At 66.2% G+C, this 18,437-nt stretch carries 17 protein-coding genes; 5 read left to right on the forward strand and 12 right to left on the reverse strand.

All coding sequences use genetic code 11. The features are described from left to right. Positions 1 to 16 precede the first annotated feature (16 nt). From LGY53_RS41810 to LGY53_RS41820, 3 genes are all read left to right on the forward strand, one after another. Positions 17 to 217, forward strand: coding sequence for a hypothetical protein (locus LGY53_RS41810; protein WP_225732219.1), 201 nt, complete (start codon positions 17 to 19; stop codon positions 215 to 217). Between the two features lie 307 nt (positions 218 to 524). Then, complete coding sequence (locus tag LGY53_RS44010; protein ID WP_305082743.1) at positions 525 to 1,172, forward strand: hypothetical protein; 648 nt, start codon at positions 525 to 527, stop codon at positions 1,170 to 1,172. A gap of 195 nt (positions 1,173 to 1,367) precedes the next feature. Continuing rightward, positions 1,368 to 2,813, forward strand: coding sequence for a cutinase family protein (locus tag LGY53_RS41820; RefSeq protein ID WP_225732220.1), 1,446 nt, complete (start codon positions 1,368 to 1,370; stop codon positions 2,811 to 2,813). A 55-nt stretch (positions 2,814 to 2,868) separates the two neighbouring features. On the opposite strand, the gene LGY53_RS41825 is transcribed toward LGY53_RS41820, so the two are convergent. From LGY53_RS41825 to LGY53_RS41855, 7 genes are all read right to left on the reverse strand, one after another. Next, positions 2,869 to 3,498, reverse strand: coding sequence for a hypothetical protein (locus tag LGY53_RS41825; protein WP_225732221.1), 630 nt, complete (start codon positions 3,496 to 3,498; stop codon positions 2,869 to 2,871). A gap of 315 nt (positions 3,499 to 3,813) precedes the next feature. Continuing rightward, positions 3,814 to 4,065 (reverse strand): hypothetical protein, encoded by a 252-nt coding sequence (locus LGY53_RS41830; RefSeq protein ID WP_225732222.1) that lies wholly within the window; start codon positions 4,063 to 4,065, stop codon positions 3,814 to 3,816. Between the two features lie 104 nt (positions 4,066 to 4,169). After that, a complete protein-coding gene (locus LGY53_RS41835) occupies positions 4,170 to 5,867 on the reverse strand; it encodes a VWA domain-containing protein (protein WP_225732223.1) in 1,698 nt (565 codons plus the stop codon). Between the two features lie 39 nt (positions 5,868 to 5,906). Then, positions 5,907 to 7,061, reverse strand: a complete 1,155-nt coding sequence (locus LGY53_RS41840) for an AAA family ATPase (protein ID WP_225732224.1) — start codon at positions 7,059 to 7,061, stop codon at positions 5,907 to 5,909. Between the two features lie 817 nt (positions 7,062 to 7,878). Further along, the gene (locus LGY53_RS41845) at positions 7,879 to 9,621 is read right to left on the reverse strand and encodes a winged helix-turn-helix domain-containing protein (protein ID WP_225732225.1); all 1,743 of its coding nucleotides are present in this window, start codon (positions 9,619 to 9,621) and stop codon (positions 7,879 to 7,881) included. A gap of 118 nt (positions 9,622 to 9,739) precedes the next feature. After that, the gene (locus LGY53_RS41850) at positions 9,740 to 10,489 is read right to left on the reverse strand and encodes a hypothetical protein (RefSeq protein WP_225732226.1); all 750 of its coding nucleotides are present in this window, start codon (positions 10,487 to 10,489) and stop codon (positions 9,740 to 9,742) included. Between the two features lie 5 nt (positions 10,490 to 10,494). After that, complete coding sequence (locus LGY53_RS41855) at positions 10,495 to 11,487, reverse strand: hypothetical protein (protein WP_225732227.1); 993 nt, start codon at positions 11,485 to 11,487, stop codon at positions 10,495 to 10,497. Between the two features lie 930 nt (positions 11,488 to 12,417). Here LGY53_RS41855 and LGY53_RS41860 point away from each other — a divergent pair. Beyond that, a complete protein-coding gene (locus LGY53_RS41860) occupies positions 12,418 to 13,461 on the forward strand; it encodes a GAF domain-containing protein (RefSeq protein ID WP_308103107.1) in 1,044 nt (347 codons plus the stop codon). A 60-nt stretch (positions 13,462 to 13,521) separates the two neighbouring features. Here LGY53_RS41860 and LGY53_RS41865 read toward each other — a convergent pair whose 3' ends face one another. The 4 genes from LGY53_RS41865 to LGY53_RS41880 all read right to left on the reverse strand — a co-directional run bounded on the left by LGY53_RS41865 (position 13,522) and on the right by LGY53_RS41880 (position 16,910). Continuing rightward, entirely contained in the window at positions 13,522 to 14,406 is an 885-nt protein-coding gene (locus LGY53_RS41865; protein ID WP_225732229.1) for an alpha/beta fold hydrolase, read from the reverse strand. A 462-nt stretch (positions 14,407 to 14,868) separates the two neighbouring features. Beyond that, positions 14,869 to 15,210: a hypothetical protein gene (locus tag LGY53_RS41870; RefSeq protein ID WP_225732230.1), complete on the reverse strand. Its 342-nt coding sequence runs from the start codon at positions 15,208 to 15,210 to the stop codon at positions 14,869 to 14,871. Beyond that, complete coding sequence (locus LGY53_RS41875) at positions 15,207 to 16,178, reverse strand: SAM-dependent methyltransferase (protein WP_225732231.1); 972 nt, start codon at positions 16,176 to 16,178, stop codon at positions 15,207 to 15,209. The genes LGY53_RS41870 and LGY53_RS41875 overlap by 4 nt, the downstream gene beginning before the upstream one ends. A 261-nt stretch (positions 16,179 to 16,439) precedes the next feature. Beyond that, complete coding sequence (locus LGY53_RS41880) at positions 16,440 to 16,910, reverse strand: DUF4254 domain-containing protein (RefSeq protein WP_225732232.1); 471 nt, start codon at positions 16,908 to 16,910, stop codon at positions 16,440 to 16,442. Positions 16,911 to 17,327: 417 nt separating this feature from the next. Between LGY53_RS41880 and LGY53_RS41885 the strand changes: the two genes are divergently transcribed. Beyond that, positions 17,328 to 18,176 (forward strand): Scr1 family TA system antitoxin-like transcriptional regulator, encoded by an 849-nt coding sequence (locus LGY53_RS41885; protein WP_225732233.1) that lies wholly within the window; start codon positions 17,328 to 17,330, stop codon positions 18,174 to 18,176. A gap of 60 nt (positions 18,177 to 18,236) precedes the next feature. Here the strand turns inward: LGY53_RS41885 and LGY53_RS43910 are convergent. After that, positions 18,237 to 18,437, reverse strand: a 201-nt coding sequence (locus LGY53_RS43910) for a hypothetical protein (protein WP_255670280.1), incomplete at its 5' end; no start/stop codon positions are given.

Below are 18,437 nucleotides of genomic sequence, written 5' to 3' on the forward strand. Positions count from 1 at the left end.
AAAACGGAAAAACTCCGTGAGCGCGCTGGCGGACTTTCCCTACACGACGCCTGGAAGCGGCTACACCCACCATTACATCGAAGAGGTCGAGATCCGGATCGCCACGGCCGACGCCTGCGGACACGAGGACACCATCTGCCCAGACTGTGCCGAATCCTGGCAGGTCGAGCATCTTTTCACCGAACGGCTCCCTTGGGAACCCCGCGCTCGCGGCTGAGTGCAGTCCCGTCCCGAGCACCCTGACGCCGCCCGCAGCGCCCCGATGGCAATTTTCATCGCTGAATTCATCATCACGAGCCCAGTTATTCCCCCACTGCCGATGAAACGGGGAAATTCACGTCACGCCACGAGACGGGCATATTGTTTTCCACAATCGCTTGACAACACCGGGCGCGCGGAGCGTTGATAGATCCGGCACCCCGAATAATACGGCAGCGCACCGGCGGGGTGATCGTCCCGGCCGGGACATGACGAACAAACCAAAATTTCCGAATTAACCCGGCAATTCCCGTGAGGAGATCGTCATGTCCACTACACCGAAAACCGGCAACAACAGCACCGCCGAAGACGCCGTATGGGCGGCCCTGACCACCCATCCGACCAGCACCGCCGCCGACCTGGCGACAATCGCCGCCGTCAACCCGTCCACGACCCGCAAAATTCTCAAAATATGGGCCGACGACGGCACCGTCACCCGCGTCAGCGACCCCACCAACCCCGCCGCCGCCGACCGCTGGATGATCGCCGAACCCGCCAACCCCGAACCGGCAGCGCCCGCCGCATCGGCCGCCGCCCCGGTACCGGCCCCCGCACCAGCACCCGCCCCGGCACCGACCGCACCCGTACCGCCCGCTGTCGCGGTACCGGCTGCATCGGTCACCGGTGTCGGCATGGATCCGAACGAGGTGTGCCCGACCTGCGGGCGCAGCGGCAGCACCGCCTCGCCTGCCGGTCATCTGCGCAGCCTGGTCGAGACCTACCTGCGCAAGCACCCCGACAAGGAGTTCACCCCCGGCGAGATCGCCAAAGCCCTCGGTAAGTCCAGCGGCGCGGTCTACAACGCGTGTTTCGTGCTGGTGGGCAAATTCGTGGCCGAGTACACCTGCGAACACCCCCATAAATTCAGGCTCCACCCCACGAAAGCGGCGGAGCAACAACCACAACAGCAGTAAGCCCTCGCTGCGCCGCCCGGTTGGCCTTACCCCGCCACCGGGCGGCGCTGCTGTGCGCGCCGGGCACCCGTCGCGGGGTCCGTGAAATTTCTTCGCTCCCGATGTCAGAAAACACCCCCGGATCGAGCCATTGCCAGGTGCGGGACCACACCGGCCCGCACCGAACACACAACTCGACTTCCGGAGGAACGACCAATGAACACCCCTCGTCTGCGTTCGGGCCGCGCCACCGCCGCACCGCGCCGTCACGGCCGCGCCCCGGCCCGGCTGACCGCGTGCACCACCGTAGCGGCCGTGCTGGCCGCTACCACGGCTGCCGCCACCATCGGCATCGGTACTGCCGCCGCCGATCCGGGCTGTGCGCCGTTCACGGCGGTGCTGGTCCCCGGCACGACCGAAACCGGCCCCGCCGCCGACCCCGCCCAGCCCGTGGGGCTACTGCGGCCGATCGGCGATGGCCTAGCGACCCGCTACGGCCGCGACATCGATGTGCGGTATCTGCCCTACCCTGCTGCCGCCGCGCCCTACGCGGCCTCGGAATCGGCGGGCGTGCAAGCACTTTCAAACATGTTGGGCGGGTTGTGCCCGACCACCCGGGTCGTGCTCGCCGGATACTCCCAAGGCGCGGACATCACAGGCGATACCGCGACCGCGATCGGACACGGCACCGGCCCGATCCCGGCCGCGCGGACCCTCGCGGTCGCGCTGATCTCCGACCCCCGCCGCGACCCCAATACCCCGCAACTGGGCACCACCACTCCCGGGCAAGGCGTCGCCGGGCCACGCACCATGGACTTCGGCGCACTCGCCGGCCGAGTCCGCACCGCCTGCGCCGCCGGTGACCTGTACTGCTCGACCTCACCGGACACCGCCCCGGCCTGGACGGCACTCGGACGTGCCTTCACCGGCACCAACACCCCCAATGAGCAGAATCCGACCAACGCACCACAGAGCACATCCACAAACAGCTCGGGCCTGGACGCGGCCACAGTAGTTCACCAGGTTGTCCTCGTCGCCGGTGGGCTGGCCGAGTTCGCCGCGGGCATTCCCACCCTGCTCGATGACCTCGCGCGTCTGCCCGGTGTCGTGCTCGCCGGGGACATCCCCGGCGCGCACCGCTTGTGCGGGGAGATCAACACCCTGTTCTCGCCGCTCGTGCGCATGGCCGCCCGTGCCGACCTGCACTTGGTCGCGCGGGCGCTCGAGCTGTCCGCGCCCCTGGACACCTCCGGTGCCACCGCCATCGCCGCCGAAATCGTCGATATCCTGGCACGCGCCGATATCGCCCGCGTCGCCGCCGATATCGGCACCGCGCAGGAAATCGCCTGGGGCTCGGCCGAGAAACTCGGCCTTGGTGATCCGCTCGGCGCGGGCATCCAATTGATCGGTCTGGTGCCCGTGGCCGCCGATCTCGCCGCTACCGCTGCCGCAGCTCTCATCGGCACCACCAGCACCTCCGGCGCCTCGCTGGCCTCATCGCTGACCGGCAACCCCGACACCACCCGCGTGCTCGGTGATCTGGCCCGGCAAGGGTCCGATGCCGCACGTTTCTACACCAGCGGCGTCCACCAGAGCGGCTACGACACCACCTTGTCCACCATGCTCGGCTGGCTCACCACTCAGATCGATCAGGCCCGGTGACCGCCCGGCACCCTTAACGGCGGCCAAGGGCCGGTGATCTATCGGTTCGAACAGATCACCGGCCCTGCTGGGCACCCACGGCCCGCGCCCCGGTCACAAAATGCGAACGCAGACCGGATCGCCGAGCACCGGCAGCGCGCCCGGTGTTCCAGAGAATCTGCTGGAACGCGTGCGGCGACATCGGCCCGGCGGTGATACCGGCGGCGGGCGGGCACGGCCAGAAGCACAGGCCGCAACGATGGCAGTAGAACGCAGTGCTCCACAGCGCCGAAGCGGCGGGCAAGCCACGAGTGAGGCGGGCGTTGGCAGCGATGCGCCGGGCCATGACCACAAAAGCGATCAGCGCAGGAACCACGAACGGTCCCATGGTGAAGACGCAGAGCATGAGCCAGAAAACGATAGGCGCGCGATGCCCGTCCGAGGTGTTCAACGAAGCGGCGACCGCGATGAACGCGCCCATGATCAGCGCGGGAATCAGCAGCAGCGCGCCGGTCACCGCCGGAGCGGTCAGCGATCTGTGGGGCGGTGTGGGACTCGTGGCCGCCGCGAGCGCGGTGGTGTTTGCGGTGATCGAGTTCACCGCACCGATAACCGGGATCACCCCACCGGACGGGCCGATACCCACTCCGGCGTGGATGCCCGACCCGTAGGCGGTGGACAGGCCGGTCGCCGCGATCGCGGGCATCGTCTGTACCCAGTCGATTCGCCCGCAATTCGGGCACGAGCTGGTACTGGTGTTCATGCGCGTTTCCCCTATTCATTCATCGGGCTTGCCGTGTTGGACAGATGGGTGGAGCCGGTAGAAAACCGATCCCGCGCGGGGGACGATCGCCCAGACACCGACGTCCGCCGAAGATCCCGGCCGACCCGATCGATCGCCACACGTAATCATCGACCTCCCACCTCGGAATCGGTGTCGAGATCGCCCGACAATTTCCCGCGAGAGCGCGCCGGTGGGATCAGTTTCCTGTCCTGGTCCTGGACGGAAGGTCACGAAATTTCAGTTCGGCCCAAACATGGCGGTCCAGCAGTCCGGGCAGATGCGGGATTTGAGGTACTCGCGATCGGGAGGGCTCAGGTGCTGAAGGGCGTCCTGCATCAACATGCGCCGTCCACGCCAGGCGGTGTAGCGGTCACGGTTGACCTGGAACGTGGTGGTCTTGCGGCAGGTGTCGCAGGTGACCTCGACCGACAGATCCAGGGGCGCGGCGCTGTCCGGCAGGGTCGCGTCGTCAGGGGTGTTGGTGGCCATATCGGATCGGATGTGTCCCTTCTTCCGGTCATTCCGGTTGTCTCCCAATTATTTTCGGTGAATCTGATTGCCCCCGCCCCTGCATGGGGGCGGGGGCGGGTGCGCTACGCGCTGCGTACGGCGGTAACGGCGGCGCGGGCGATGGCGGCGGCGGTGGTGGCCGGGTCGGTGAGGGTGTGCACGGTAGCGCCGGTCAACGGGTTGGACCACGGTTCGTCGGGGGTCAGCCACAGCACCGCGCATCCGCTGGCGCGCAACCGGTCGAGTTGCTGTTGGGCGGCAGCGCGCGGTTCGTCCCGGAAGGCACCGTCGGAGATGATGACCAGCAGTCGGGTGTTCTCCGGCCGGGACAACCCCAGCGCGCCGTCGAGGGCATCAATGGCGATGTCGATGGCCTCGTACAGGGCGGTGGCAGCGAAGTCGGTCACCGTCGCCGGGGCGGTGCCGGGGTAGGTCACTGGCAGCACTGTGCGCCCGAAGGTGAGGGTCGCGGTTTGGGCGGGCATCGCGGCGAGGTCGGCGGCGGTGGCCAGGATCCAGGCGGCCGAGGCTACGTCGGCGACGTAGTCCTCCATCGAACCCGACACGTCACAGGCGATTCCGACTCGCAACGGTGGCACCGGGACCGGTTTACGGATGGCACGGGTGAACGGTTCGGCGGTCGGTATGGTCCCGGCCGCGCGCTGGGCCTCGCGGGCCAGCGCCCCGCGCATCCGCAACCGGCCCGGCGGCAGCGCCGAGGTTGTCTTGATGACCGCGCGTTCGCGCTGGCTGGCAGTGGTGAGCGCGCGCCCCAGCATCCGCGCGGCGGCCCGTTCATTGTCGCGGGGTGCGCGGGTGCTGCGCCCGGTCCGTCCGCCCGTGCGCGGGCGGGTGTGGAAGATCTGGTCCGCTGCCAGGTCGGCGCGGTGGGCATGGCTCGCTTCCTCACGGGCGTGCCGGTCGGCAGTGTCGGCGGGATCAGGTGGGAGGCGATGCGCGGCAACGTTTTTGGCGATATCGCCGAGGGTGCCGGTGACAGCAGCGCCGAGCACTGAATCCGGTTGCGGGGTGGTGTGTGGTTCGGGGCCGATCAGGGCGTGCCAGCGCCGCCCGAGTTCGAGCATTCCGGTGCGGTTGGTGTCGGACAACCGTTGCGCTATGCGCCAAAGCGTCCGCAGGCGTCGGAGGGTGTCGCGGCCGAGGACGGTCTCGATCGCGGCGGCGGCGGGCGCGCATTCGGCCGCGTCGAGCACCCGGGCGTCGACACGCGCCAGCATGAGCGCGGCCATCTGAGCGGCGGCGAAACCGGTGGGTGCGAGGGTCGCAACGGCAGCGGGGCCGCCGCTGTCGGCGAAGACCAGCTCGCGGGTACTCGCGCGAAGCCAGTGCCGGTCGGCGGGACGGCGACGCAGCTGGGCAGCCTCGATGCGGGATTCCTCGAGCAGCATGGCCGCACGAACCACCCCCGGATCCGCTGTCGACGGCGGCGCCCAGCGGGTGTGCGCGGCGTGCGCGCATTCGTGGGTGAGCGCACCCCAGATCGCGGCGTACCGGTTACGGTCGGCGGGCCGCCACGGCCGCGCGGTGACCGGATCGATAGTCAGGTTCGCGCCCTCGATGGCTATGGTGGCCAGGTCCGGCATGAACATCGCCAGCTCGCCGTCGGCCGCGCCGGGGGCGATGACCACAGTGAGATCGTCACGGTCGGCGATGGCCGGGGTTTCGGCGGTCATGGCATCGGACAGGGTTTCCCATCCGGTACGGGCGGGAGGTACGGGGGCCGGGGTGGTGGGTGCGGTGGTGACGTGCGGGGCGGTCATGGCTGGCAATCCCTTTCGGCATGGGACGGGGTGGATGGTTCAGGGCTTGATGCGGGCACCCAGCGCCAGCGGCGCGTAGCGGGTGCCGAACTCGGCGCGCACGGCCTCGGCGACGATTTCGCGGTCTTCTTCGGGGGCTGTGCCGATCAGGTTTGCGGCAGCAGTCGCCACGTCCACGGCGGCGGCGATCTTGGCGAACGCGAGCAGTTCCCGCAGTTGCGGAGCCCACCCGATCTCGCCCTTCCCGGCGCGGCCCGCCAGCACTTGTGCCGCGCGTACCGCACGGCGGTCCACCCCGAGCCCGGTGGCCAGTTGGTAGTCCGAGGACACCTCCACCTGGAACGCGAACCGGCTGGCCAATGCATCGCTCAGAATGGCCCCGTGTACGCCGGGGTTGTGTCCTGCCACCACGAAGAATCCGGGCTCGGCTTTGACGATCTCGCCGCCGTTGGCTTTGACCACGATCTCGCGGCGGCCGTCCATTGCGGGGTACACCACGGCCAACACCGATGGTGGTATCAGGGTGGCGTCGTCGATGAACAGCACCGCGCCCGCGCGCATGGCGCGCACCAGCGGGCCGTGCACGAATTCGAACCGTCCATCCGGGGTCTGGGTGTACTCACCGACGAAATCGGCGACGGTGGTATCGCAATCGCCCTGTACGGTGATCAAATCTGGGAAGGCGGCCTCGATCAGGCTGGTCTTACCGGTACCGGGCGGGCCGTACAACAACACTGGCACCCCGCCCGCACGCATCCGGCCCAGAACCTCGACATCGGGCAACCCCGCCAACGTGCGCGGGTGGTACAACTGCCCATTCGGGCGCACCACCGCGCCAGCGGGAACGGTCGCCGGGGTAGCGGGCACGGCAGGGGCGGGGGTTGCCTTACGGCGGCGCGGCGCGGCGCTGGCGGGCGCGGCAGCGGCGGCCGGGGCCGCTGGGACCGGGGCGGCAGTGGCGGCGCGGGCGGTGTTGGCGTTGGCGCGATAGCGGCGCGGCGCGGCGTTGGTTTGTTCGGCGTTCCCGTCGCGCACCAGTGTTTCCAGCGCGTTGCCAATCGCCCCCGATGAACGACCGATCAGTATCGAAATGGCGCGGGGGCCGTATTCGGTGCCGGAATTATCGGCCAGCACTTTTGCCACCATGCGCCGCAACTCACCGTTGCCCAATCGGGTGGTAGCCGGTGCGGTCATTGCCATCTCCTTTTCAGAACGAACGAATTCCCGATGCGCCGATGCGGATCATTTCATGGATGCGGCGTGATCGTCATTCGAATGGATGTTGGTTGCGAATTCCCCGGGGTGCCGTTCGAAGCTAGCTCGACTCGCTGCCCGAACACAACCCGTTCCGCACAATTTTTCGCGGGAATTTCCGCAGGTCATCGCCACATTTTGACAAGCAAGCCGAATAATGCACCACGGGGACGCGTTCACGGCCGGGCCGCGACAGCGGGTCTCAGGTAATAAAGAAAAGAATGACACCCACACAATTGGCACAACAACCCGCCAACCGCCATTACCACAGCACCGCGCCGCCACCTCGCACACCGCCCCGCACCCGCCCTCACGTATCGATACCCCTACCGGGGGTGGGGTGACCCTGGACGGTACGCAGACAGAAAATATGGCCGTGAGCTGGCCGTCTGCTGCCGGGCGGGTGGGGTGATCTGATCACCACACCGAATAGGACACCGAACAGAACACCGAACACACCACGGAATACGCGCCACCCCGCCCATGTGGCGAGCCGATCCACGGGCACAGTTATCGCGAGGGATTCGCCGAACATGCTCACCGGGAACTTTCTTCGCGAATTTCTTCCGAGGCGAATGATTTCGGTTCGGGAATTTACACGAGACAATTCTAGCGAATAACAGGCGTCTGCGGCGAAGCTGCCCCATTCGACGTCCAGTCTTTGGTGCGATCATAACGGCCATGAACTATTGATCACCCTCGCCGGATATTCAGTCACATCGAGCGGCTCGCCTCGTGTTGCGGATCTTCGCAATCACTAGATTTTCCGATGAAGGTGGCGGGCAAGTTCAAGGGTTTCCCGGCTGGGTTTTTCGCCGATTCCGGCGAGGTGGTGCGCGAGTAATTCGACGGTGTGATCGATAGCGTGGTATTCGCCGAGGCGCGCGTGCAGGCGCAGTATGTCGCGATAGAGATGCTCGTTGACGGGGTCGATATTGTCGAGGACGGTTTCGAGCAGGTGCAGGGTCGCGCGGGGATCCTCGGTGACCAGCAGCGCCGCGAGCGCACCCAACGCGGTGGTGGCGTCACGGCGCGCGGCTTGGCGGATCGGGTACAGCCAGTCGGCATCCAGATCCGCAGCGAGCACTCCGGGCGCGGCCAGGTCGAGGATCCGCTGGCACGCGGTGCGGCGCTCGGTATCGGTGACGGCCCGGCGGCGCTGGGCGACAGCGTCGGCGAACGCGGCGTAGTCGGTGCTCACTATGGCGGGGTCCAGGCGGTAGCGGACCGAATCGGCGGCCAGCAATCGGGTCACGGTCACTCCGGTGGCCTTCGCAAGCGTGGCGCGCAACCGAGTCAGGGTGGTGTGCACAGCGTTGGTGGGGCGGTGTGGAGGGCGCTGGCCCCACAATGCCTCGATCAGTTGGCCGCGGGTCAGTCCATGCGGGTGAGTCGCCAGCAACGCCAGCAGCTCCCGGCTCCGCCGCTGCAACCGTGCGGTGATCTCGATCTCCGGCCGCCCGGGATCATCGGTTTGAGGCCGCCACAGCACCCGCAACGGCCCGAACACCCGCACCTCGAGGACCGGTGAAGGATCGGTGGGCACGCCCGGCAGCGCGTTACACGGCGCGGGGAACGCCTGCGGCGACGAAGTACGGCGGGCGGACGACTCAGGATGCGACGCGGTGATCGGTTCCGCTCTCCGTGCCCCCGAGTACTCGCGCCCGGGAGTCGTCGACGACGGGGCTGCCTCCGGCTCGATCAGCGGGGTACTGGTGTCCACAAAATGCCGGTAGCCGATCCCGTACACCCGGGGAGCGCTGTGATGGCGGCCGATGCGTGCTCGGCCGCCGCGTGAGCGGTTCCCTTTGTGCGCTCTCGGCACGGGGCCGGTCACCGTGGTGGTGTCGGCACTGGCGCGGGTCCGGACCGCCGCGGCCAAAGCGCGGGCGGCGGCATCGACACCATCGTGCTCGGCTGCTGGTGCCCCGGCCGTCCATTCGGGCGGTGGGAGGGTGCCCAGCAGTGCCGCGCCGAGGTCGACGCCGGTGCCGGGTAGCTGTGCGCCGATCAGGACCACGCCCAGCCGGGGACACCAGCGCGCCAGTGCGCGCACCGCCGCGCCGAGTTCTGCGGGTTTGATGTCGTCTTGCCGCGCGTGCACCACCACCAGCAGCAGATCGGCCCCTGATACCAGCGGGGCCGCCACCGAATCCGGGGCGGCGATGCCGCAATCGGCGATCACCACCAGCTCACCATCCCGACCCTGAGTCGATGCCGGGCCAGGGCCGATCGGGATCGGATGCGCCAGCGCAGTCCGGACGTCTTCCGGGTGGCGGGGTGCGGCTAGATAGGCGACGCCGCTGGGATGCCGTTGTAGATGCTCGGCCAGGTCGAGCGGACGACCTTCACCGGCCGTCGCGGTGAGGCTGGCCAGCCCCCGTCGCGGGTCGCCGCCGGAACTGGCGGCGAGGGTGCCGCCGCGTGGATCGGCTTCTAGGACAATGACCGCTTCGGGTCCGGGCCAGGCGGCGGCAAGTGCCAGCGCAGTCGTGCTCACACCTGCACCTTGTTGTAGCCCTGCTATTGCGATCAGCATCGCCGCCACCGCCTCTCGTACTGGATACTTCTACTTACGAAACTCGTTGTCCTTCAGCTTGTTTCGGTCGATTCAGCCGTCACAGTGGTGTGATGGCCGTGATGAGCGTGTGCTCGTTGCTCTGGCTGGTCGAGATCTGTTGCCGCCAGAGGTTTTCCGGCTCGCCGGGCCGGTATTCGTGGATCTCGACCGCGTACAGGCCGGTGGTGAGCGGGCTGATGTGGGCGCAGTAGGTCGTGCCCGCCGGGATCGAGTCGATACCGGCTTGTATCTGGGCCGCGCCCGCGACCGCCGCCGAGGCGGCGACGACCTCCCGTGCCCGGCCACCGTTACGCGCGAGGTAGTAGGCGGCCTCGAACTGCGCGATCACCTGCGCGCCGGAAACGGCGTGCAGCTCTCCTGGTCTGGTCACCGCTGCCACGAGACTGTCGACCTGCGTGCAACCGGGCGAGTTGCCGCTCACCAAAGGCGTCGGTGCGCTCGCCGGCCTCGAAGCGGCCGAGGCCACCGAGACCGCGGTATTCGGATGGCCGCTTGAAGCCGAGTGGCTGGCGTTGCCTCCTACGGCGACGAGGACCGCGGCGGCGAGTGCGACCACGGCTATCCCAGCGATCGCGCCGCGTGTTCGGCGTGGACCCTGCGCCTGGGCACCTGCGTTCGGGGCGTCGGCTTGGTTGTTACCGGGTACGCCGTGTTTGGGCGTGGTGGTGTGGGTAGCGAACCAGTGCGCCAGTCCCACGACGGTCACGGGTGGCGGCTCGTCGAGGACGATCTGCTCGGGCTCGCTGTCGCTGTCGATGTCGGTGGTCTCGGTGTTGACGTATTTCATCGCTATTACCGCCGGTCACTGGGAAGTTGGGCCAGGAGCGCCTCTATCGTGTCGGTGGCCTGCGGGACCGCTGCCGCTACGGGCTCGGCTACTTCGGCTGCCAGCGACGCCACGGCCTGCGGGTCGGTGACCGCTTCCTGCATCCACGTCAGCTCCGGCGGCTGCTCCACAGGGTCCGTACCGCTGCTGCCGAGCACGGCTTGGACCTCGGCGCCGGTGCCGGGGTCGGTGAGCCCGGCCTGCTTCACGGCGGTCGCGGCTTGCCGGGTGAGGAAGGTATTCCAGGCGCGTTCGCGCGTGGCGAGCGGAGCGGGCACCCATTCCGGCCGTGGCGTGCCAATCGCGCCGATCCGCAGTGTGTCGCCTTCGACATCTGGACTGGCAGGCGACCCGGGCTCGGCAACTACCTGCACCGACCATGACGTCATCGTTTGCGGTAGCTCGGTGCTCTGCTCCGACACCACCCGACCGGTGTCAGGGCGTTCGTTGTTCCCTGTCAGGCCAGTTGGGCTTGCCGGGCGCGGGGGCGCGGTGACACCGGCTTGTCCCGGCGAATGGGGTTCGTGGTTCAGTCCCGGTTGCCCGGTCGGCACGCCTACAGACGTGGGGGCCGTGCACAGCAGTGCGGCCACGACCGCGAACCCTGCCACCAGCAGCCGGGGAGCCAGCCTCGCCGCAAGGCGAGGCAGCCGCGGGCGATGCCGCGAGATCCGGGTGTCAGGATCGGCCGCGGGCACGACCCCCGCCAGCGCACGTCCACGCAGTGTCGTCCAGACCGCGCCTGCCCGCAGCGAACGCGCGTGGACCGCGTACGCGGCGATTCCCTGTGCTGTCAGGTACTCGCACAGCACCTCGACCCGCCCGAAGACCGGGAGCGCCACCCGTGTCGGTGCGGTGGCGATCACCACGACCGTGTCGGCGGCGATCCGCATCTCCACGGCGACCTCGACGTCCAGTCGTGAACCCCACTCACACAACAGAATTCGCCCGCCGCGCATCCAGACCAGCCAAACGCCGACCGCAGCCGAATTCCCGGCTCGGCGTGCCGCAGCGGTTACCGCTGTCGCTACTACCGACTGTGAACGCCTCATAACGCACCTCCGTTGATCGGCCGCGCCGAACCGCCAGCGCACATCAAAGGTCGCCATCGACGCGTGCCATCGGCACGCGCGAGCGAGTACGCCGCAAGCGCGGGAATACTGCGAATTTGATTGATGAATCGCGCCCACAACCGGGCCGCGCAAAACGGTCCTCGTGTGCGCTCATCCAGCAGCTGCCAACGCAGACTCTGGGAAATACTCGGCACCCATCCGAGGCGACAGAACCTGCCAAGGGTGGAGCCGATTCGGTTGTATCTCGACTACCGAGCCCTAGAAGCCACCAATTCCTGTAGCTAAGGAATTGCCATCAGTCGAGAGTTCTCCACACTAACCCGGAAATGTGACCTATGCAACACAATGCGCAGAATCGTCCTATGACCTGGGCGTGAAGTCGATCTCCTCGCTCGGACGTGGACTGCCGCGACTCGCCTAGGGTCGCGATATTGCTGCCGCCCTGGCTTCACCGTTCCGCCGCGCTCCCTCGGGAGGGGGCCCCGGAACCCCCTCGCCGCGCTGCCCCCGAGCTGGGCGCATCTCCGTCCCCCGAGGGCGGAATGTTTCCGGCATAGCCGTCGATACGCCGAGGTCGGTCGATAGCTCGCCGAAAATTTGCGGGATACAATCGGACTAATTCCCGATGGCCACGGAAAACCTTCACAACAAAGGTTCAACCGCCGGAGCACCGCAAACTCACCCGCGCGGTGATGGTGGCTCGATATGCGGGGAAAGGGTCGGGGGACGATGGTCACGAATACGGGCACGCACAATATCGGTGAGATCAGCACCAGCACGGCGGAAAAGAAATCGCCGCCGGAGCGGGGATGGGTGGTGATCGAAACGCTCACCGGCGCAGTCGATCAGGTTTCGCTGGTCCTCGATCACGGAGAGCCTCGCTCTTTTTCGAAACTTGCTCGCGCCAGCCTGCCCCGTAGTTGCCTGGACACGCTGGTGAAAGAGTGCTTCGAGTCCCGGTGCACCCGCGACAAGGCCGAGGTCCTCGATGACGACAGGGTGTTCCGGCTGGTCGGCATCCCGATCCTCGGTCCGGTTGGTGGTGTGTTCGCCGTCGCGGTTTGGTCGGCGAGCATCCTCGAACCGCTGCCGCGACTCCCGGTCATCGGCGCGGTCGAATGGACCCCGTCCGGTCTGCTGACCTCCAATCCGGTGGCCGAGTATCTCCTGCGGCCCCGCAACGAACTCCCCGACGGGCGCACGATTCCGGAGTTACTGAGGAGCTTCGACCGCTGGGACGACCGGGCGGCGTTCCTCGACATGTTCAATTTCCGCGAAACCCCCGCCGACCGTTGGATCGGCACGGCGGCGAAACGCTACGAAGACGGCACCTACCACCAATTCCACCTCGCCGCCCGCGCCGTCGGCTCCGGCGCCGAGAGGCGAGTCCGCGCGATCGTCTGCGACGTGACTGGCACCGCCCCCACTCTTGGAACCACAGACCTGACCGTAGCCGCTCTGCGCGCCATCCCGATCCCACCAGGACACGCCGTGGCCCTGGTCGATCTGAAGACGGCGTTCGTCCACGAATGGCTCGCTGAGGAGCACAGCCCCATGGCCGGATGGCAACACCACAATCCCCTTTACGACTTCGACGGCCGCGTCCGGGTCGCGACCGCCTGCCATGAGCTCGCCCAGGGGTTCTACGACCGCGCCACCGTGGCGGTGCGGGTCCGGTTCACCCCGACCGACAACTGGGTCGACGTCTCCGGCGACTGGACCCGCATCCCCGCCGAACCACGACCACAAGCCATCCTCGACATCACCCCCGTCCACCCGAACCCGCCCCCACCGGTCAGTGGATGCGGCCTCTGCTACGAACTCACCCACCCCAATCAACCAGCCGACGCCGAACAGTGAGCCAGACCGAGCGGTAAGCCGACGCCGACCGGCGACGAGGTACTCCTTCCGGTTGGCTTGCTACCGCGGCTGCCGAGCCTTCGACTCGGCGGCGTTGTCTTCGCGGATCGATCGCAGGATGGTCGTGGCGTGATCGACGAACAGCAGATGCCCAGCCCCGCAAACAATCTCAAGCTGGGAATCGGGCACGGCCTCGGCCAGGCGTTCGGCGTCCGCGACCGGGACATTGCCGTCGGCCTCGCCGTGCCAAATACGCACGGGCACAACGATATCGGCGGGATCAAAGCCCCATGGACGCGCGAATAGGACCTGAAAATCGGCGGCCACACCCCGACTACCGTGAGCGAACGCGGTATGGACGTTGTCGGCGATCTGGTTCCGCAACTCCTCATCACCGGCGAGCCGGTCACGATCAGCCGGAGACATCCGCGCGATCATCGCCGCCAAACCACGCGGCTTGCGCACCACCTGCGCCATCCGCGCTGCGACCGGTCGCGCCAGGAACGGAAACCGCCGCAGGATCATCAGCCCGCTGGCCCGCTTGACCCCGCCCGCACCTCGACTCTCCACCTGATCATCGAGAGGGGCGGGTGAGCTCACGATCACCGCTCGGTTGACGCGGTCGGGTAGACGGTAGGCGCAGGCCAGCGCGTACGGGCCACCTCCGGAGGCGCCGAGGACCGCGAACTTATCCAGTTCGAAGTCGTCGGCTATCGCGGTCACGGTGTCGGCCCAGTCCAGGATCCGCCGACGCGGCGAAAACTCGGACATGCCCATTCCGGGGCGATCGATAGCGATCAGCCGCACGCCCACCTCCCTCGCGGCGTCGTGAGCGAAGGCAACCGCCTCCACGTGAGAACCAGGCGCACCGTGGGACGCCACAACCGGATACCCATCCCGGTCGCCGCACTCCATCCCGCCCACCGTCACACCCTCGAGCGTCATCGTCCATGGCGTAGGAGAAGTCACGCCCGGCAGGATACGAGCCAGCCAACCACCAGCACACCAGAACGGCCAACACTGTCCGGTTCCTGGCACCACTGGGTCAGGAACGAATCGCCGCCAGGGTTCCGGGACGCGGGAACCGTAGTCCTACTGCATACGGAATTGACTGTGTTGCAATGTTTTACGATCGTTCACCGCTGGGCCTCAGCTCTGCGGGAGGCGACGCCTTCCGACTCGACCGGTTCAGCACCGCAACCGGCGGTCGCGGCGTCAACCGGCGAATTTCGGCGATAATGTTCTGAATGCCCCGGGCCTGTGGCCAATTCTGTGCAAGATTCACGATCGCGCCCGTCGCGGGATGCCTGAATTTCAATCGGCCGCCGCGTGTTTTACCGATGTATTCCCAGCCGAGGTCGACGGCTAGTCGGATATCGGGCCGGTCCCTGTCGTATCGACGGCGCGTCATCGGCGTCGGGGCCGCGCCTGCGGGTACCGGTACAACGTCGTGATCTCGTAGTGCGCCACCGCCACTGGTGCGTTCGGCTGGTCCGACCAAATGATCACTGGGTACATACCCTGGGCGCTGGCCTCCGGGATGCGCGATATATACCCCATCACGAGGTCACGGTGGCGATCGAAAGCGTCCGTGTCCTGCGCCAGCGACCTACGCGCGGCGACCCAGGCCCGGAACTCCTCTTCGTCTCCAGGCAATCCGAAGGACCGCCATTCGCCGTCGAAATGCGTGTTCACGGCCGCCGATTCGCAGAATTTCATGGCCCCACACAGACCGTCATTGTTGATCAAGCCAATCGTCCCTTCTCTGTTGTTGCCTTCTCTTTTGTCGCTTGCCAGCTCTGAGCGACACGGCCAATTCCGGCGAGGATGTCCAATCTGGTGACCGGCAGGTCGTCGTCGAGCCACTCCTGAACCGACACCACACCGGGTCCGACATGCTCGAAACCGTCGAGCAGGCGGGCGATTTCGTAGGGATGGCGGAACCGGACCTGTGCCGAACTGCCCGCCGTGTCGATGTCCGATATCGCTCTGAGGTCGGGATCGGTATCGGTTGAGGCATGAGTGAATGCGAGATAGCTACTCGGCGCCATCGCCTCGCGCAGCCGCGCCAGGATCGCAGCGGGATGCTCGTCGTCCATCACGTAATCCAGGACGCCGACCAGCAAAACCGCGACGGGCTCGGCCCAGTCGACACCAGCCTCGGTGCGGCACCGATCGATCAGATCGCCCGGACAGCGAACATCCGCCAGCAACGGTGTCACACCGGGCGCGGACAGCAATGCGTGAGCGTGGACGTGCACGACCGGGTCGTAATCGATCGACGCCACCAGCGCCGACGGCTGAAACTTGTGGGCGACCTCGTGCACGTTCGGTGAAAACGGCATACCCGCACCGATATCGACGAACTGACGGATACCTGCCTCGGCAGCCATCCGCACCGCGCTCAGCAGAAAATGCCGGCTGAAGAAGACCGCCGTCCGGGTATCCGGAGCCACCGCGAGCATCCGGTGGGCAGCGATCTGGTCGACCTCGTAGTTGTCCTTGCCGCCCAGGATGTAGTTATGCAGCCGGGCCGAGTTGGGTTTGGTCGGATCGAGACCGGTCAGGACGCGCGGCCGATCCGACACCTCACCCGGTTTCAGTGGCGACTGCTCGTTGTCCGGCGCTGTCCCGCACGACAATAGAGTGTGGGGTGGAGTTGCTGTGCGCTGCTCGATCAGCGGTGCCCTCGCACTGGGTGTGGAGTCGGCCATCATGCTCACCACGCCCTATGACGGCGACGCGGCTTGCGGTGGCGTCCACGCGGTTTCGCGGTGGCAGCCCACCCCGCACCGGGGACCGAATCACCCGGTGCGGGGGGACGCGAATGTATGCCCAGGCCGTAGTACACGAACGCGACAAGGCACGGCAACGCGACGATGAAACCAGCCCACGGATGTTCGAACAACGACATCAGATCCGCCTCCGTGCAACATGTTTGGACGGATTCGGTCGAGGTCGGATGACGTGCCGGGAATTCATTGCTCTTTCCCTGGCTCGATCGAACCCTCTACTGGGGTGCAGAGATCCGGTAACGCCCGGGTGCCTGTCGAGATCTCGAAGGCAAGGTCGCTGTAGCCGACAGCGAGCTCGGCGAGCCGCTGCCAGCGGTGGTGGACCTGTGACTCCGGCAGGCCATACGCGAGCGCCGTGTGGGCATCGACGGAGAACTGGGCGATTCGGTCGACAACCATGCCGACCGATTCCGTGTGCAGGTAGGCGGCTTCAAGCGGCTGCGGCTTTTCCGCAGATACCCAGCAGTCGATGTCATGCATCAGCTTGGCTCGCGCGCAGTCGATTTCATTGGTGGTGTCGACCGCAGTCCCGAGCCGGGCCTCGTGCAGGCTCGCCAGTTCGTAGGCGGCCTGGAGAATTGGATGAGGAACCACGACGGTGCCCGCGCACGCCTCAAGGACCATGTTCTTGGATGGGAACGGCGTCTTCATCATCGCGGGACTCCGCTCATCGATTTTCGGGCCTGCCGTTGCGAAAGCCGTTGCACCAGAGCTTTTCTCGGTATGACGAGCGGTTGTTCGCCTTCTCTGATATTGGCCGCCCGCATGCTGGTGGCGCTGGATTTTGTCAATCCCTGCACATCGACCTCCCCGGTCGCTGGACGCCGTCGTGTGAATGCTCGACGGCCTGTAGGTCTTTTGTCGGCCGCCGACTGGACATCGCCGATGTGTGACGGCTGACACAGTGACAATATTCCTGTCAATAAGACAGCACAAGTCCTTTGGCAAAAGAAATGACAATGCTTCGGCTAGTGGGTCCGGTGTACGGTGACAAGCGTCGATCGCCGGTTGAACTTGTGGATAGGAAGGGTTGCGATGCCGCCTGTGTCACCCATGGTCGCCAGGTGGGAGGTGACTGCACGGATCCGACACCGTCGTGACGAGCTGAGCATCACCGGTCCGGTGCTCGCCAAGGCGCTCGGGTTCACGACGACCTACTGGTCCAAGGTCGAGAACGAGCAGCGGATCCTTCAAGAGGAGAAATTTCGGAAGCTCCTCGACTTCCTTGAGATACCTGCCGACGAGCGAGAGGAACTTCTTGAGCTTCGGGAGGTTTCGACACGGAGCGGGTGGTGGTCGGCGTACTCGAAGATTTTCAATGCCGAGCACCTGCGCTTGTGTGGCCTTGAATACGGTGCCGAAGAGGTCCGCGCCTACGAAAGCCTGCTGATCCCAGGTCTTCTGCAAACCGAGGAGTACGCTCGATCCTTGATCAAGGCCGACCAAATTGCGATCCCTGGCAAGGAAGTTGAACGTCGTGTCAGCACGCGCATGCGCCGCCAGGAACGCGTTTTCGGCGCTGATCCGTTACGGCTTGTGGCCGTCGTCAGCCAGGCCGCATTGGAGCAGCAGTTTGGTGGTGCGGCCGTTCTCTACCGGCAACTTCAGCATCTGGCTGCCGCCATCAAGGAACATCCGGACACAATCGACTTCCGGGTTATCCCCTTTACCAGCACGGTCGGTCCCATCATTGGCGGCACAACGTTCTATCTGCTGGACTTCCCGAGCCCAAGACTCGGCTCGCTCGCTTGGTACGAGACGCCGGTGATCTCGCAGGTGATCGAGAACCCCGAGAAGGTTTTCGACTTGAGCCAATGCTTTCAACATGCCCAGCTTCAAGCGCTGTCGCAAGCCGAATCGCTCGCGCTCATAGATGAGACCGCCGGTAGGCTGGGATCTATACGCACAACTAAGGATTGACAGTATGAGCAGCACCTGTAAAAGCAGTGCGAGACGACTGCTAGATTCCGCACCTTCTCGTCATGCCGCAGCCGATCGCGTGTGGATCAAGTCGTCTTTCAGCCGTTCGGGTTCCAATTGTGTCGAGGTTAGTATGGGGTGGTTCAAGTCGTCGTTCTCGCGAGATGCATCCAACTGCGTGGAAGTCCGGTAGCTGTCAAACCGGATGAGACCGTTCAGGCTATGAATTCTGTGATGATGTTCTCCTTGGGCGGTTCGTTG

The organism is Nocardia sp. JCM 34519.1, from assembly GCF_020361265.1.
In the GTDB taxonomy this organism is placed as follows: Bacteria; Actinomycetota; Actinomycetes; order Mycobacteriales; family Mycobacteriaceae; genus Nocardia; species Nocardia arthritidis_A.